Here is a 12356-nt window from a genome sequence, read left to right as displayed (position 1 = left end):
CAAAAAACCCCGGCAGGCCGGAGGCCGCTGCCGGGGAAGTCTTCCAGCAAGGGAGGTCGGGGGCACTCTGCACGGCGACCCGCGCCCCCAAGGTACGGGCGGAAAGGTGGCTCAGGGAGGAGGAGAGAGCCCCGCCGTGCATGATCCGCGAAGGGGCCATCAGACACCCTCCAGAAAGTCGTCGACATGGTTCATCATGGCTTCGGAGCCGCGCACCGACACCGACGCGCGCAGCCGGGTGCCCCAGCCCATGGCGGCGACGACGCGCCCGACCCGGCGCGGATCGACACCCAGCGCCTCGGCGATCTGTCCGGCGGTGACATCCCAGCCCAGCGGGCTGGCATGGCCCCAGATGCGATAGGCCAGCGCCTGCGCCCGGACGGACAGCACCGCGCGGCTCACGGATGCCACCGCAGCGCATCGCGCAGCAGCGTGAACAGCAGCCAGAACGCCCCGCCCAGCCCGGCCAGCGCCGCTCCGAGAATGATCCAGTCCGCCCAGCTCATGACGCGGCCTCGGGACCCGGGGCGGACAGGATCGCCCAGAACACCAGCCCCAGACCCAGCAGGTAGCAGGCCACGTCCCACAGGCTGTCCAGCATCACGCGCCAATCGAACCCGGCGCCGGGGATGTCGAAAAATATTTCCTTGGCGCCCAGAATCAAAAGCGCGGACCAGATCACCAGATGCGATACCTGCAGGTTGAACCGCAGCACCCCGAGGATCGTGCCCATTGCAAAATGGGCCAGGGAATTCGCGCCCCAGAGCTGCATCCGACCGACCAGATCGGCGCAGGCGGCAGCGCCCACATCCGAGGTCACAAATGCCGCCATTTCCGTTGATATGCTCAAGGTCGCCCCCGGCGCTGACCGATCATCGCCGCGACATCCTCACGCGAGCGACCGTCCAGGGTCATGATTTCCATGGTTTTCCAGATGCCCAGACAGGTGCCGACCACCAGCACATGCTCGAAGGCCGGGCTGCTCTCGCCGCGCAGCCAGTTCTCGGCCTGCCGCTTGCTGACACCGCAGGTCTTTGCCGCCGCCTCGGCAATCTCGCCCGGCGTCTCCCCGGGAAAGGCCGCGATCATCATCTCGGCAAACCGTTCCCGGGCGTAGTCCCGCGAGTCTACCCGGTTCGCTTCGAAAGATTTTGCCCGCCCGTCGCGGTAAGCTGCTCCGCGTTGAAACAGCAACTGGAAGCAAAGGCGGAATGAGGATGGATCAAGCAGGCTCATGCGGCGTCATCCGCATCACGAACGATGAAAGCGTTCCTTACAGCAGGTACTTTGACAAACCCGAAAAGGCTGCTCGGGCATTCCATGCCATGCTTGGCGCATTCAGATTGTACCACCAGATACCAGCGCGCCGGAAAACTGCCACGCGCCAACGCATTGGTGATCGCGGTATCACCGACTGCGAGAGCTGTGCGCAGGTTCTTGCGCCCTACGGTCGAAACAATATCTGATGCAACTGTCATGCAGCACCAATAACTCACCATTTATGAGTTCGTCAACCTTCACATTTTGCAATTTTACACAAATTGTGTGTTCAGCAATTATCTAGCTATGAAAAAACCGCCCCAATCCGAAGCAGACAAGTTCCCATTTCGCAGCATCGGCGCGCGGATCAAGGCCGTTCGCGAGACGACAGCGATGTCAGCTACGGATTTTGCTGCAGTATGCGGATTTAACTACACCCGGTACATAAATTGGGAGACTGGTCACCGGCGCATCATGCCTGACGAGGCAACAGTTCTTTGTGAAAAATTTGGACTAACTTTGGACTTCATATACCGGGGCATAGAAGCGCAATTACCGCAAAGCCTCTTAATCGCATTGTCGTCCAGTCCGCGGCAAAGCGCCGCCAAAATATCCAAAGAAATTCCTGATAAATCAGCAGCTTCAATCAAATCATCCAATTGAGATTGGCGCATCTAAACCTCCAGTTCAGCGGAACATTAGAAGAACGCGACAGGGCAAGTCAAACGTGATTAACTCAAATTTAAAGATTGCACTCACCAAAGCCCTTATTGTGCTTGTTCCAACCTACTCCGTCGCATTCCTGACCGAGCAGATGATTTACGTCGTGCCAATGCTCGCAGCGTCTGGCTTTTTTGCGTCTCACCTCGACGTTGGCAGGGATACGACCCAACGAAACCTCGATGACCAGGACGGAGACCCCGAACAGGACAGCGACAGCGATCTCACACCTGAAACGTCCGCCACCGGATCCAGCGGTGAGATTTCGTAACTCACAATATGTGATTTTAAATCTTGAATACTCACATTAAGTGAGTATGGTTCCTTCATCACAACCGATGGAGGCCCCCATGCACCAAACCCCCGATCTCATCACTGCGGCGCGCAGGCTGCTGACCGATCCCGCGCTGGTCGCGGCGCTGCCGCTGGCCACCACGCAGGACGCGTGGTGGCTGCTGAAAGAGGCGCAGGGCCAGCCGATCACGGCCGGTGCCGCCGCGCGCCTGATGAAACAGCCCTGCGACACCCGCCCGGCGATCCACCCGCGCAACCATCTGCTGGCCGATCTGGCCGCCGCCCGCGCCGGAACTCCGGCGGCCGCGAACCCGGTGCTCGCCGCCACCCGCGCCGCCCTGGCCCCGACCCGCGCCGCCATCGCCCGCAGGTTCGGCCTGTCCGCCCCGACCGGGGGTGATGCGGCATGATCGACCACCTTGCCGACACCTACGCCCGCAGCCAGCGGATCCGGCACAACTGGCTGGCCTATGGCATCGCGCTCACCTCGGTCAGCATCGCCACCCTGCTGGCCACGCTGATCACCGGCGACCTGCTGCAGCTTCTGGTGCTGAGCCACGCCTACGGCACACCCTGTGCGCTGTCGGGGTGCTGAGCCATGGCGGATGACCTGACTGCCCGCACTCTCCCCCCGGCGGGCGGCCTGCAGGCGGGCGCGGAGCCGCTGTTCTACGCGCGCTCCGTGCTCGCCGACCTGACGCACTTTGACGACGAGACGATCCAGCTGGCCTGCACCTTCCTGATCGACCACGCCGAAACCGACGAGGCGGAAAAACACCGCGCCCGCCGCACCCGGCAGATGTTCCTCGGAAGGCCACCCGCATGACGCAGCACCCCGCACGACGGGCGCACAGGACTTGTTGCCATGCATGACACCTGCGTCTGCAGCCCCATGACATCCCCCCTCCGCGTCCTGATCGGCTGCGCGACCAGCTGCGTGGCGCTGGACGCTTTTCTTACCCGGGGCCACGACGCCTGGCAGTGCGATCTGCTGCCCGCGGACAAGCCGACCAACCGGCACATCCAGGGCGACATCCGCGATGTGATCGGCTGGGGATGGGATCTGCTGATCGTGAGCAACCCGCCCTGTACCCGGCTTTGCCGATCCGGTCGCCAGTGGATGAGTGGGCCGGGAAAGTGGACCCCGCCGAAGAAACTACCAAAGGGCCGAGACCTCGCTTCGATGAAAGCCGAGTTCGATGAAGGCGTTGCCATCTTCACCGCCTGCTGGACTGCGCCCGTCCCGCGCGTGGCGATCGAGAACCCGGAAATGAACGACCTCGCCCGCGACCGGATGCCTTCCGATCTGGCGAAACCACAGATGGTCCAACCCTGGTGGTTCGGAGATCCGGCGTTCAAGGGCACCGGCCTCTACCTGCGCAACCTGCCCGATCTGTCAGCAACCCGGCGCCTGGAGCCGCCCAGGCCCGGCACGGCAGAGCACAAGAAATGGTCCGCGATCCACCGCGCGCCGCCTGGCCCGGATCGCTGGAAGATCCGCAGCAAGACGTTCCCCGGCATGGCCGAGGCCTGGGCAGAGCAATGGGGCGGACATGCCCTCGGACAGGAGATTGCAGCGTGACCCTCGTCATCAGCAAAGACGTGCCCTGGAACGCCACTTGGTCAGCAGAGGAGCGGCACGAAATCCGGCCATGTCGGCACATCGGCATGAACCTTGCAATCTGGTCACCGCACAAGCCGGGGGAAGGCCGCCCGCTTTTTGCCAAGCCGCACATGGTCCGCCAGCGCAAGAGCATCGTCGACATGCGCTGCACGGTCTGCGGCGAACGCACCGATTGGCGGGACCGCTGGTGGTTTCCGCGCGGCAGCTGGAACGAAGGGTGGTGGATGAGCACCGAGGCTCCGGTGCATTTGCGCTGCGCGGATCTGGCACGCCACGCCTGCCCCAAGCTTCGCACCGCTGGTGGTGACCCGATCCCCTTCCCTGGCGGCAGCAAGGTCCTGAGCGCCATTGTCGGGGGCCACGCGACAGACAAGGATTTCGGCGTCAGCATCGCAGGCCGTCGTGTGGTTGGACACCTTAAGCTTGCATGGCGCAGGCCGCTTTTTTTAGCGTCAATAACAGAGACGAGCCAATGCCCACTGGACTACCGATCTACTGCCGTTTAATCGCGAAAGGAGCCTGAAATGGCTGAACAATTCGTTATCGTTCCCGCCGATGATCTACGGTTGCTGCGCGAGGAAGTTGCCGCATTGGCAAGGGCGTTGGCAGGAGCCACCGTGATCCCCGCGCCGCAATGGGTGACGCCCGCCGAGGCCGCTCGTAGGCTCAACGTGAACTCCAGCACGGTACAGCGCCGGATCGCCGCTGGAAGCATGGAAGCCAAGACCATCAACGGCAAGCGGATGGTGAAAATCAATCCAGCCGCTTAGCCAGATCCGCAGCCGTCGCGTCATAGTACGTCATCAACTCCGAAATATTCTTGTGCCCCACCATGCGAGCCAGGGCCAGCACGTCCAGTTTGCGTGACAGGCGCGTGATGGCCACATGGCGGCTGTCATGGAATGTCAGCCCGTCAGCTCCCGCACGATCGCGGACACTGCGCCAGAGGGCGTCAAGACTGGCACTGGTCAGCCCAAACACCCGGTCGGAATGGGGCAAAGCCTGCAATAGCCGAACAGCCTCTGCGGACAATGGGACGTCGCGTGCTGTGCCATTTTTCGTTTCTGGAAGGTGCGCAAAACACTGATCAATGTGGATGTGATTCCACGTCAGGCCAGTAATTTCGCCCGCGCGCATGGCGGTTTCGATGGCAAAGAGGAACGCGTGGAACGCCCGTGCCGTGGATTTGGTCAGATCCTCGCCAGCAACGAACGCCAGTCGATCCATTTCATCGGCAGTCGGAAGTCGGTCGCGCTTGTTCGGCGCACGTGGACGGCGGACGTCCTTCATCGGGTTGACAGCGATCATACCCCAATCGCGACGCGCCACCGTTAGAACGGAACTCATCAACTCCATTTCGCGCAGCACAGACGAGGGTGCTACCTCTCGCAGCCGCCGGTCGCGCCAATCGGAAAAGTCCACTGCAGCCAGCTTGCCGACCTGGACGGACGCAATCCGGTCGCGCCGCATCTTTTCCAGACGGATGATCTCCCAACGCGCGCCGCGTTTGGTGCTGGACACCTCTCGGGCATAACGGTCCATCACTTCACCAAAGGGTTTTGCCGCCGCCAGCTTGCCGCTATTTAGAATCTCGTACTCTTGACGGGCTGCCCAATCCTTGGCCTCTTGCCGCGTGGGGAACATCATGGACTTGCGGACACCCTGCCGGGCAACTTCAGCTCGCCAGCCCTTCGCGTGCTTACGGATCGAGGCCATGCAAACACCATGCGTAATGATTCTGGAACAATGCGTAAATCATGCGTAATGGGATGCCACACGGCGCTGTATTTACGCAACTTCTTTACGCACGGCTACGCACCAAGTTCTTATTTTTAAAGGATTTGCACTTATTTCAAATGCTTGCGGGCGCATTACTGGTGCGGGTGGCCGGACTCGAACCGGCACTCCGTGAGGAAAGGGTGTTTGAGACCCTCGCGTCTACCATTCCGCCACACCCGCACGGAGCTTGGTTTAGGTGGCGCGCGAAGGGCCGTCAAGCATGGAACTGGGGCCCGCAAAAACTTGGCCGCCCGCTTGCGTTGCACCGGTCTGCCCGACCGGTGCGCTCCGCCAGTGGCAGCCAGCCGCGTGCCAGCCGGTCGCAACGGGCGCCAGAGCCTGCGCGCCGCTGCGCGTCACCAAAGCGCCCGATGCCTATGCACATGGGCCGACCTGCTCCCCTCGCATCCTGCCAAGGCTTGACCCGCTTCCCGGGCCGTGGTCTGTCGCGGCAACTGGCAGAAACGAGGGCCTGATGCTGCATCGACTGTACAACCGGATGCTCACACTTGCCGATCATCCGCAGGCCCTGTGGGTTCTTGCTGTTGTGGCATTTGTCGAAAGTTCGGTCTTTCCGATTCCACCGGATGTGCTGATGATTCCGATGATCCTTGCCCGGCCCAGTCGCGCCTGGCTGATCGCGCTGGTGGCTATGGTCGCCTCGGTTCTGGGCGGCATGCTCGGCTATGCGGTCGGCTTCTTCTTTTACGAACAGATCGGCGCGCCCATCCTGCATGCCCTGGGCAAGGGCGACGCCGTGGCCGCCTTTTCGAGCAAGTTCAACGACTTCGGTTTCTGGGCGGTGCTGGTGGCCGGGATCACGCCATTTCCCTACAAGGTGATCACCATCATGTCGGGTTGGACCGCGATGCCCTTGGGCACCTTCATCGTGACCTCGATTCTGGCGCGGGGCCTGCGGTTCTTTATCGTGGCCGGACTGCTGCGGTTCTTCGGCGCCCCGGTGCGCGGCTTTGTTGAAAAACGTCTGGGTCTGGTGTTTACCGTCTTCCTCGTGCTGCTGATTGGCGGCTTTTTTCTGGTGCGATACCTATGAGCAGAAACACACTTGTCCTCATTGCCGCCGCAGGCTCGGCCGCGCTGCTGATCGGAGCGCTTGGCTTCCAGTACATCGGCGGTCTGCCGCCCTGCAAACTGTGCTACTGGCAGCGCTATCCCCATGTTGTCGCAGTGCTGATCGGCGCGGCGGCCCTGTTGCTGCCCGGCCGGATCCTGCCGCTGCTGGGGGCATGTGCGGCGCTGGCGACGGCTGGGGTCGGCCTGTACCACACCGGTGTCGAGCGTGGCTGGTGGGAAGGGCCGACGACCTGCACCTCGGGGCCTATCGGCGGGCTGTCGACCGATGCGCTGCTCGACCAGATCATGGCCGCGCCTCTGGTGCGCTGCGATGACATCGCCTGGGAGCTTCTGACCCTGTCGATGGCGAGCTGGAACGCGCTTGCGTCTGTGGCGCTGGCGCTGATCTGGATCGCCGCCGCACGCCGCTGAAGCGGACAGGGCCCCCCGGGTTGACACCGGGGCGCCCCCCCCCTTTCGGTCTAACCACTAAAATCAGGCATCTGTCCTGCGAAAGGCTGTTACCATGGCCGCGCCTTCAAATTCGGGGGCCTGGGAGGATACGCGTTATGGCATTTATCACTTTGACACACTGGACATGTAAGGAAATGACCGACGACATGGTCGAGATTGCCCGCACAACCTTTGTCCCGATGATCAAGTCAGCCGGAGCGGACCGGGTGGAAATGGTGCAAACCGGCGACTTGAGCATGTCGGTCGTCACCCATTGGCCGTCGGCGGAAACAGCCAGTCAGGCTCAGGCCAAGATCACCGAGATCCGCGCCAAGGCAACCAACGAATTGCCGATGACCATGGACAGCGTCCAGGGCGGCGAGGTTTTTGCACAAGGCTGACGATGCCAGCGCAGTACAGCGAAAAAGGCGCGGGGCTGTCCCCGCGCCTTTAATGTTTCAGCAGGTCTGCTGTGCGTCAGTTCGGCATCAGATCCGGAACAATTGTCACGATCCCCGGGAAGAACCACAGGATCGCCAGCCCCAGCACCTGAATCAGCACAAAGGGCACCACGCCGCGATAGATATGCGCCGTCGTCACCTCCTTTGGTGCCACGCCACGCAGGTAGAACAGCGCAAAGCCGAACGGCGGCGTCAGGAACGAGGTCTGCAGGTTGACCGCGATCATGATCGTCACCCACTTGGGATCGAACGAACCGCCATAGATCACAGGACCGACAATCGGCACCACGATGTAGATGATCTCGAGGAAATCCAGCACGAACCCCAGGAAGAACAGCACCAGCATCACGATCAGAAACACCTTGAGCTCGGAGTCGAAGCTCTTGAGGAAGTCCTGGATGTAATGTTCGCCGCCAAACGAGATCACGACGAGGTTGAGCAGCTGGCTGGCGATCAGGATGGTGAAAACCATGCTGGTGACCTTGGCCGTTTCGCGCACCGCCGGGGTCAGGATCCGCGCCCGGAACAGCACCCAGCAGCTGTAGAGCAGCCCGAAGCCGGCAAAGAGATAGGCGCCATAACCGACCAGAAAGGCGATCCAGGTCTCAAAGCTGGCGCCACCGGCGAGATTGATCCGCATGTCGAAATTGATGCCCACCAGGATCATGATCATCACCGCAAAGGTCGCGTAGATGATGATGACCGGCGAGCGCCCTTCGTCCCGCAGGCGGCGATAGGCTGCCAGCATTATCGCCCCGGCAGCACCGAGGGCGGCCGCCGGTGTCGGATTGGTGATCCCGCCCAGGATCGAGCCGAGCACGGCGACGATCAGCACCAGCGGCGGAAAGACCACGCGGATCAGTTCGTTTTCCGCCATCCGGATCGCCGCGTGCTTGCAGGCCCAGAGGGTGGCAATCGCCGGGAGCGCCATCAGCAGCACGGTCATTCCGGGCGAGGTCAGTGGCCCGATTGCAACCACATCCACCAGCAGGAAGGCGAGCACACCCAGGGCTCCCGCGATCAGCGGCAGCGGGGTGGCCGAGGGTGAAACCCCGCGACCGACTGCCAGAACCAGCGCCATGATCACGGCCAGCACGGCGACGCCGGTGCCGATCGGGGCGGCATTCGCCACCTTGTCGGCGCGCAGCTGGCTGATCTCTTCCGGCGCAAGGCGTCGGCTTTCGGTCGCACCGCCCGCGGCATCAATCGCGGCCTGTTCCGCCAGTGCGGTATCCCAGGCGCTTTGCCCGTGCAGTTCGATCATCGCCGCCTGACAGGCAGGATCGACATTGGTGCGCAGCGACGCCGCCGCCCCGATGTCGGAAAAGCTGTCGACCTGGGTGCTTTGAGACCCGACCAGACCGACCTCGGCCAGCAGCAGTGTCCCTGCAATGACCGCGATGGGCACGCCCAGGAACCAGGTCAGGCCTTCGCCACGCGTGATCACCTCGCCGGTTGACACTCCCATCTCGACCGCCGGAGCCTTTTCCGGGTTGAGCAGCGCGTAGCCAAAGGCATACCCGGCATAAAGCATCGCCAGCAGGATCCCCGGCAGCAGCGCAGCCTGAAACAGCGTGCCGACCGAAACCACCGCAGGCTCGCCCAGATAGGTCAGGGCGTCAGTACAGCCCGCAAGCTGGGCGCGGCTGTCCTGCGCGGCGGAATAGAGATCACCCGCAAGAGTGCCCAGCAGAACGATGACAATCGACGGCGGGATGATCTGCCCGAGCGTGCCGCTGGCAGCAATGACGCCGGTGGCCAGTTCAGGAGAATAGTTGTTGCGCAGCATGGTCGGCAGGGCCAGCAAGCCCATGGTCACCACCGTCGCACCGACAATGCCGGTCGAGGCGGCAAGAAACGCGCCCACGACCACAATCGACACTGCCAGACCGCCGGGCAGCGGCCCGAACACCCGCGCCATGGTGGTCAGCAGGTCATTGGCGATGCGCGAGCGTTCCAGCACGATTCCCATCAGCACGAACATCAGCACCGCAAGCAGCGTTTCGATGCTCTGCCCCGCCAGCACGCGTTCATTGATCCGGTTGACGATGAAGGACACGTTGCGGTCCAGCGCCGTTTCCCAGCCCTGCGGGAATACCGAGATGCCGACCCTTGGCAGATCCGGGTAGCGGAACACCGATATCGCGTCCTCGTGCACCCCCGAGCGCACCAGCGCCGTGAACCCTTCGGACCCGGTGTCGATCGCCTGGTGGATCAACAGACCGGCGCTGTCGAGCGCCGCAATGATGCCAAAAGAGATCACACCGGCACCGCCGATGGCGAAGGCCACCGGGAAGCCCGACAGGATTGCCGCAAAAAGCGTGACAAAAACGATGATCAGTCCGACTTCGACGCCGTCCAGTCCGAATAGCATGTTGAGTTCCCCGCCCTCAGGATTGCAGTGGCTGCTGGGCGGTTGGCTCCGCATCCAGCACGTCGATGTCGAGATATTTTCCCTCGGACTCCGGTCCTTCCTTCCATTCGAGGAAGGAGCGGTAGAAGAACGCCCAGGCCTGGATGAAGATCAGCGCGCAGAAGGCACAGAGCAGGATCTTGAACAGGAAGTAGGCGGTGAAGCCGTTGGGGCTGAAGCCGATGGTCTCGACATTCCAGCGCAGCGCACGCGACTTGGCCAGCAGCCGTTCGAGCGAGTCGGATGCCGACGGGTTCGGCACGATGAGGTGGCGCCACAGGAAGAACCAGCCGTACAGCCAGATCAAGACCGCCATCGGGATCATGAAGAACAGCGACCCCAGCATGTCGATCACCCGCTTGACGCGAAAGCTGACAGCCGAGTAGACGAGATCGACCCGCACATGGCCGCCCTGCACAAAGGTGTAGGTCAGACACAGCGCCACCACGAGGGCGTTGTAGAACTTCAGTTCCTCTGCCCACCAGCTGATGTCAAACTGCAGCGGGATACCGAACCCGAACGAGATGTCGGGCCGGGCAAAGATCCGCTGGATAAAGACGATCACCACCTGCTGAAGCACCATCAGCAGTCCGGCCCAGGCAAAGGTGCGGCCCAGCAGGTTTGCCAAGCCTTCCATCACCCGAACACAGGCCCACATGAAGGTGTTTTTCCACAGCCCGAAGGCGGTGAGCACCAGAAAGAAGGTGAGGCAGACAAAGAAGAATTCGACCGATCCGCCGTAGTAGACAAAGCGCATCAACGCTTCTTTGTCGGACCAGTCCAGCCACAGCCCCGGATGCGTGACCGCATAGCCGAAGTTGTAGAATGCCAGTCCGATGTTCTGCACCACCCAGACGAGCAACCCGCCCAGATCGGCCAGGAAAGATCCTGCGCCCGCCGCGTCCTGCTGTTCCATGTCTCCCCCGTCGTCCCCGGCTGCGCCCCGGTCCTGTCACGTGTTGGTCGTCAGAAAGGGGCCCTTGGCATGCAAGGGCCCCTTCCGGTCATGTTCTGAAAGGATCAGGAGCCGCCCAGCACGCGCACCCGCTGTTCGACGTAGTAGCCGTCGGACTTGTTGATCCAGGCTGCCGACGAGGCGAGGGATTCATCGAACGACTTGCGGATCTTGGCGAACAGTTCGTCGCCCATGTAGCCGTCAAGCACCTCTTTCGAGGCGGCGCCGAAAGCATCCCAGACGTCATTCGGGAATTGCAGAGTCTTCACGCCCTGGCTTTGCAGCCGCGCGAGAGCCGCACCGTTGTTGGCCAGCGTCTCGGACAGCTGGTAGTGGGTCACCGCCTGGCTTGCGATGTTCAGGATGTCCTTGTGCTTCTGGCTGAGGTCGTTCCACACATCCAGGTTGACCGAGGACGACAGCGCCGAGCCCGGCTCGTGGAAACCGGCGGTGTAGTAGATCTTGGCGACTTCCTGGAAACCGGCGCGTTCGTCGGCCATGGGGCCCACCCACTCAAGACCGTCCAGCGCACCCGAGGACAGCGCCTGATAGAGTTCGCCGCCAGGGATGTTCTGCACCGATGCCCCGAGCTTGCCCAGCACTTCGCCACCCAGGCCCGGCATCCGGAACTTCAGACCGTTGAAATCCGAAGCCGAGGTGATTTCCTTGCGGAACCAGCCGCCCGACTGCGACCCCGAGTTGCCTGCAAGCAGACCCTTGAGGTTGAAGATCTCGCCCAGCTCGTCATGCAGTTCCTGACCGCCGCCGTGGTGATACCAGTTGGTCACTTCCTGTGCGGTGCCGCCGAAGGGCACGGCGGTGAAATAGGCATAACCCGGGTGCTGGCCGACAAAATAGTAGTCCGCCGAATGGTACATGTCCGCCTGCCCCGAGGACACGGCGTCAAACACCTCAAGCGCGCCAACCAGTTCGCCCGGGGCCTTCTTGTCGATGGTCAGCTCGCCGTCCGAGACCTTGCTGACATAGTCGACCAGGTACGACGCGGCATCGTCCAGCACGGCAAAGCCGCGCGGCCAGGATGTGACCATGGTCAGGGTGCGCTTGCCCTGTGCATAGGCCGGTGCTGCCAGCGACGATGCCGCCGCGGCCGATCCGCCAAGTGCCGATGTTTTCAGAAATGAACGACGATCCATAGAATTCCTCCCGAACGTGGATGTCAGATGCTCTGCCCGCTGTTGCCGCAGACTGAATGAGTGCGCCGACCCTAGCAATGCGAGTCCGCTGCGGGAATACCCAGAGATACGGAGTGAGGCAAAAAAACGGCGCTGCCACACCCCGTTTGCCTTACGTCACAGGCCCAAA

The 12356-nt window shown here is 62.3% G+C and carries 18 protein-coding genes and 1 tRNA gene; 10 read left to right on the top strand and 9 right to left on the bottom strand.

The genetic code is table 11. The features are described 5' to 3' along the window. Positions 1–159: 159 nt before the first annotated feature. From FOY53_RS14195 to FOY53_RS14180, 4 genes are all read right to left on the bottom strand, one after another. Positions 160–402: a hypothetical protein gene (locus FOY53_RS14195; protein ID WP_146589943.1), complete on the bottom strand. Its 243-nt coding sequence runs from the start codon at positions 400–402 to the stop codon at positions 160–162. Between the two features lie 100 nt (positions 403–502). Then, on the bottom strand, positions 503–850 hold the full coding sequence (locus FOY53_RS14190; RefSeq protein ID WP_186766614.1) for a hypothetical protein: 348 nt from the start codon (positions 848–850) through the stop codon (positions 503–505). Beyond that, a complete protein-coding gene (locus tag FOY53_RS14185; protein WP_146589938.1) occupies positions 847–1236 on the bottom strand; it encodes a hypothetical protein in 390 nt (129 codons plus the stop codon). Before FOY53_RS14185 ends, FOY53_RS14190 begins: the two co-directional genes overlap by 4 nt. Further along, complete coding sequence (locus FOY53_RS14180) at positions 1233–1478, bottom strand: hypothetical protein (protein ID WP_146589936.1); 246 nt, start codon at positions 1476–1478, stop codon at positions 1233–1235. Before FOY53_RS14180 ends, FOY53_RS14185 begins: the two co-directional genes overlap by 4 nt. Positions 1479–1566: 88 nt before the next feature. On the opposite strand from FOY53_RS14180, the gene FOY53_RS14175 reads away from it, so the two are divergent. The 7 genes from FOY53_RS14175 (at position 1567) to FOY53_RS14145 (ending at position 4668) form a co-directional block, all read left to right on the top strand. Further along, positions 1567–1923: a helix-turn-helix domain-containing protein gene (locus FOY53_RS14175; protein ID WP_146589934.1), complete on the top strand. Its 357-nt coding sequence runs from the start codon at positions 1567–1569 to the stop codon at positions 1921–1923. A gap of 407 nt (positions 1924–2330) precedes the next feature. Beyond that, entirely contained in the window at positions 2331–2684 is a 354-nt protein-coding gene (locus tag FOY53_RS14170) for a hypothetical protein (protein ID WP_146589932.1), read from the top strand. Next, a complete protein-coding gene (locus tag FOY53_RS14165) occupies positions 2681–2869 on the top strand; it encodes a hypothetical protein (protein WP_146589930.1) in 189 nt (62 codons plus the stop codon). Before FOY53_RS14170 ends, FOY53_RS14165 begins: the two co-directional genes overlap by 4 nt. Before the next feature lie 3 nt (positions 2870–2872). Continuing rightward, entirely contained in the window at positions 2873–3100 is a 228-nt protein-coding gene (locus FOY53_RS14160) for a hypothetical protein (protein WP_146589928.1), read from the top strand. A 66-nt stretch (positions 3101–3166) separates the two neighbouring features. Further along, entirely contained in the window at positions 3167–3856 is a 690-nt protein-coding gene (locus tag FOY53_RS14155; protein WP_146589926.1) for a hypothetical protein, read from the top strand. Next, positions 3853–4404 carry a hypothetical protein gene (locus FOY53_RS14150; RefSeq protein WP_146589924.1) on the top strand — a complete coding sequence of 184 codons (552 nt, stop codon included), beginning with the start codon at positions 3853–3855 and terminating at the stop codon, positions 4402–4404. Before FOY53_RS14155 ends, FOY53_RS14150 begins: the two co-directional genes overlap by 4 nt. An 18-nt stretch (positions 4405–4422) precedes the next feature. Next, entirely contained in the window at positions 4423–4668 is a 246-nt protein-coding gene (locus tag FOY53_RS14145) for a helix-turn-helix domain-containing protein (RefSeq protein WP_146589922.1), read from the top strand. Here FOY53_RS14145 and FOY53_RS14140 read toward each other — a convergent pair. Both FOY53_RS14140 and FOY53_RS14135 read right to left on the bottom strand, forming a co-directional pair. After that, positions 4652–5614: a tyrosine-type recombinase/integrase gene (locus FOY53_RS14140; RefSeq protein WP_146589920.1), complete on the bottom strand. Its 963-nt coding sequence runs from the start codon at positions 5612–5614 to the stop codon at positions 4652–4654. The two genes, FOY53_RS14145 and FOY53_RS14140, sit on opposite strands and share 17 nt — an antisense overlap. A 159-nt stretch (positions 5615–5773) precedes the next feature. Further along, positions 5774–5857, bottom strand: a tRNA-Leu gene (locus tag FOY53_RS14135). 295 nt (positions 5858–6152) lie between these two features. Between FOY53_RS14135 and FOY53_RS14130 the strand changes: the two genes are divergently transcribed. From FOY53_RS14130 to FOY53_RS14120, 3 genes are all read left to right on the top strand, one after another. Next, complete coding sequence (locus tag FOY53_RS14130) at positions 6153–6731, top strand: YqaA family protein (RefSeq protein ID WP_146589918.1); 579 nt, start codon at positions 6153–6155, stop codon at positions 6729–6731. Next, complete coding sequence (locus FOY53_RS14125) at positions 6728–7183, top strand: disulfide bond formation protein B (RefSeq protein ID WP_146589916.1); 456 nt, start codon at positions 6728–6730, stop codon at positions 7181–7183. Before FOY53_RS14130 ends, FOY53_RS14125 begins: the two co-directional genes overlap by 4 nt. Positions 7184–7359: 176 nt before the next feature. After that, entirely contained in the window at positions 7360–7605 is a 246-nt protein-coding gene (locus FOY53_RS14120; protein WP_146589914.1) for a hypothetical protein, read from the top strand. 76 nt (positions 7606–7681) lie between these two features. On the opposite strand, the gene FOY53_RS14115 is transcribed toward FOY53_RS14120, so the two are convergent. The 3 genes from FOY53_RS14115 to FOY53_RS14105 all read right to left on the bottom strand — a co-directional run bounded on the left by FOY53_RS14115 (position 7682) and on the right by FOY53_RS14105 (position 12187). Next, positions 7682–10039 carry a TRAP transporter large permease gene (locus FOY53_RS14115; protein WP_146589912.1) on the bottom strand — a complete coding sequence of 786 codons (2358 nt, stop codon included), beginning with the start codon at positions 10037–10039 and terminating at the stop codon, positions 7682–7684. A 16-nt stretch (positions 10040–10055) separates the two neighbouring features. Further along, the gene (locus tag FOY53_RS14110) at positions 10056–10994 is read right to left on the bottom strand and encodes a TRAP transporter small permease subunit (protein WP_146589910.1); all 939 of its coding nucleotides are present in this window, start codon (positions 10992–10994) and stop codon (positions 10056–10058) included. A gap of 104 nt (positions 10995–11098) precedes the next feature. Next, positions 11099–12187, bottom strand: coding sequence for a TRAP transporter substrate-binding protein (locus FOY53_RS14105; protein ID WP_146589908.1), 1089 nt, complete (start codon positions 12185–12187; stop codon positions 11099–11101). Positions 12188–12356 lie beyond the last annotated feature (169 nt).

It is taken from the genome of Puniceibacterium confluentis, assembly GCF_007923445.1.
In the GTDB taxonomy this organism is placed as follows: Bacteria; Pseudomonadota; Alphaproteobacteria; order Rhodobacterales; family Rhodobacteraceae; genus Puniceibacterium; species Puniceibacterium confluentis.
This window is presented reverse-complemented; position numbering and strand designations above follow the sequence as displayed.

Excerpts from the sequence above, each read along its gene's own strand:
- FOY53_RS14110 (WP_146589910.1), bottom strand. The coding sequence starts at position 10,994 with ATGGAACAGCAGGACGCGGCGGGCGCAGGATCTTTCCTGGCCGATCTG.
- FOY53_RS14155 (WP_146589926.1), top strand. The coding sequence starts at position 3,167 with ATGACATCCCCCCTCCGCGTCCTGATCGGCTGCGCGACCAGCTGCGTG.
- FOY53_RS14120 (WP_146589914.1), top strand. The coding sequence starts at position 7,360 with ATGACCGACGACATGGTCGAGATTGCCCGCACAACCTTTGTCCCGATG.
- FOY53_RS14180 (WP_146589936.1), bottom strand. The coding sequence starts at position 1,478 with ATGACAGTTGCATCAGATATTGTTTCGACCGTAGGGCGCAAGAACCTG.
- FOY53_RS14130 (WP_146589918.1), top strand. The coding sequence starts at position 6,153 with ATGCTGCATCGACTGTACAACCGGATGCTCACACTTGCCGATCATCCG.
- FOY53_RS14140 (WP_146589920.1), bottom strand. The coding sequence starts at position 5,614 with ATGGCCTCGATCCGTAAGCACGCGAAGGGCTGGCGAGCTGAAGTTGCC.
- FOY53_RS14165 (WP_146589930.1), top strand. The coding sequence starts at position 2,681 with ATGATCGACCACCTTGCCGACACCTACGCCCGCAGCCAGCGGATCCGG.
- FOY53_RS14125 (WP_146589916.1), top strand. The coding sequence starts at position 6,728 with ATGAGCAGAAACACACTTGTCCTCATTGCCGCCGCAGGCTCGGCCGCG.
- FOY53_RS14105 (WP_146589908.1), bottom strand. The coding sequence starts at position 12,187 with ATGGATCGTCGTTCATTTCTGAAAACATCGGCACTTGGCGGATCGGCC.
- FOY53_RS14185 (WP_146589938.1), bottom strand. The coding sequence starts at position 1,236 with ATGAGCCTGCTTGATCCATCCTCATTCCGCCTTTGCTTCCAGTTGCTG.
- FOY53_RS14115 (WP_146589912.1), bottom strand. The coding sequence starts at position 10,039 with ATGCTATTCGGACTGGACGGCGTCGAAGTCGGACTGATCATCGTTTTT.
- FOY53_RS14175 (WP_146589934.1), top strand. The coding sequence starts at position 1,567 with ATGAAAAAACCGCCCCAATCCGAAGCAGACAAGTTCCCATTTCGCAGC.
- FOY53_RS14160 (WP_146589928.1), top strand. The coding sequence starts at position 2,873 with ATGGCGGATGACCTGACTGCCCGCACTCTCCCCCCGGCGGGCGGCCTG.
- FOY53_RS14170 (WP_146589932.1), top strand. The coding sequence starts at position 2,331 with ATGCACCAAACCCCCGATCTCATCACTGCGGCGCGCAGGCTGCTGACC.
- FOY53_RS14145 (WP_146589922.1), top strand. The coding sequence starts at position 4,423 with ATGGCTGAACAATTCGTTATCGTTCCCGCCGATGATCTACGGTTGCTG.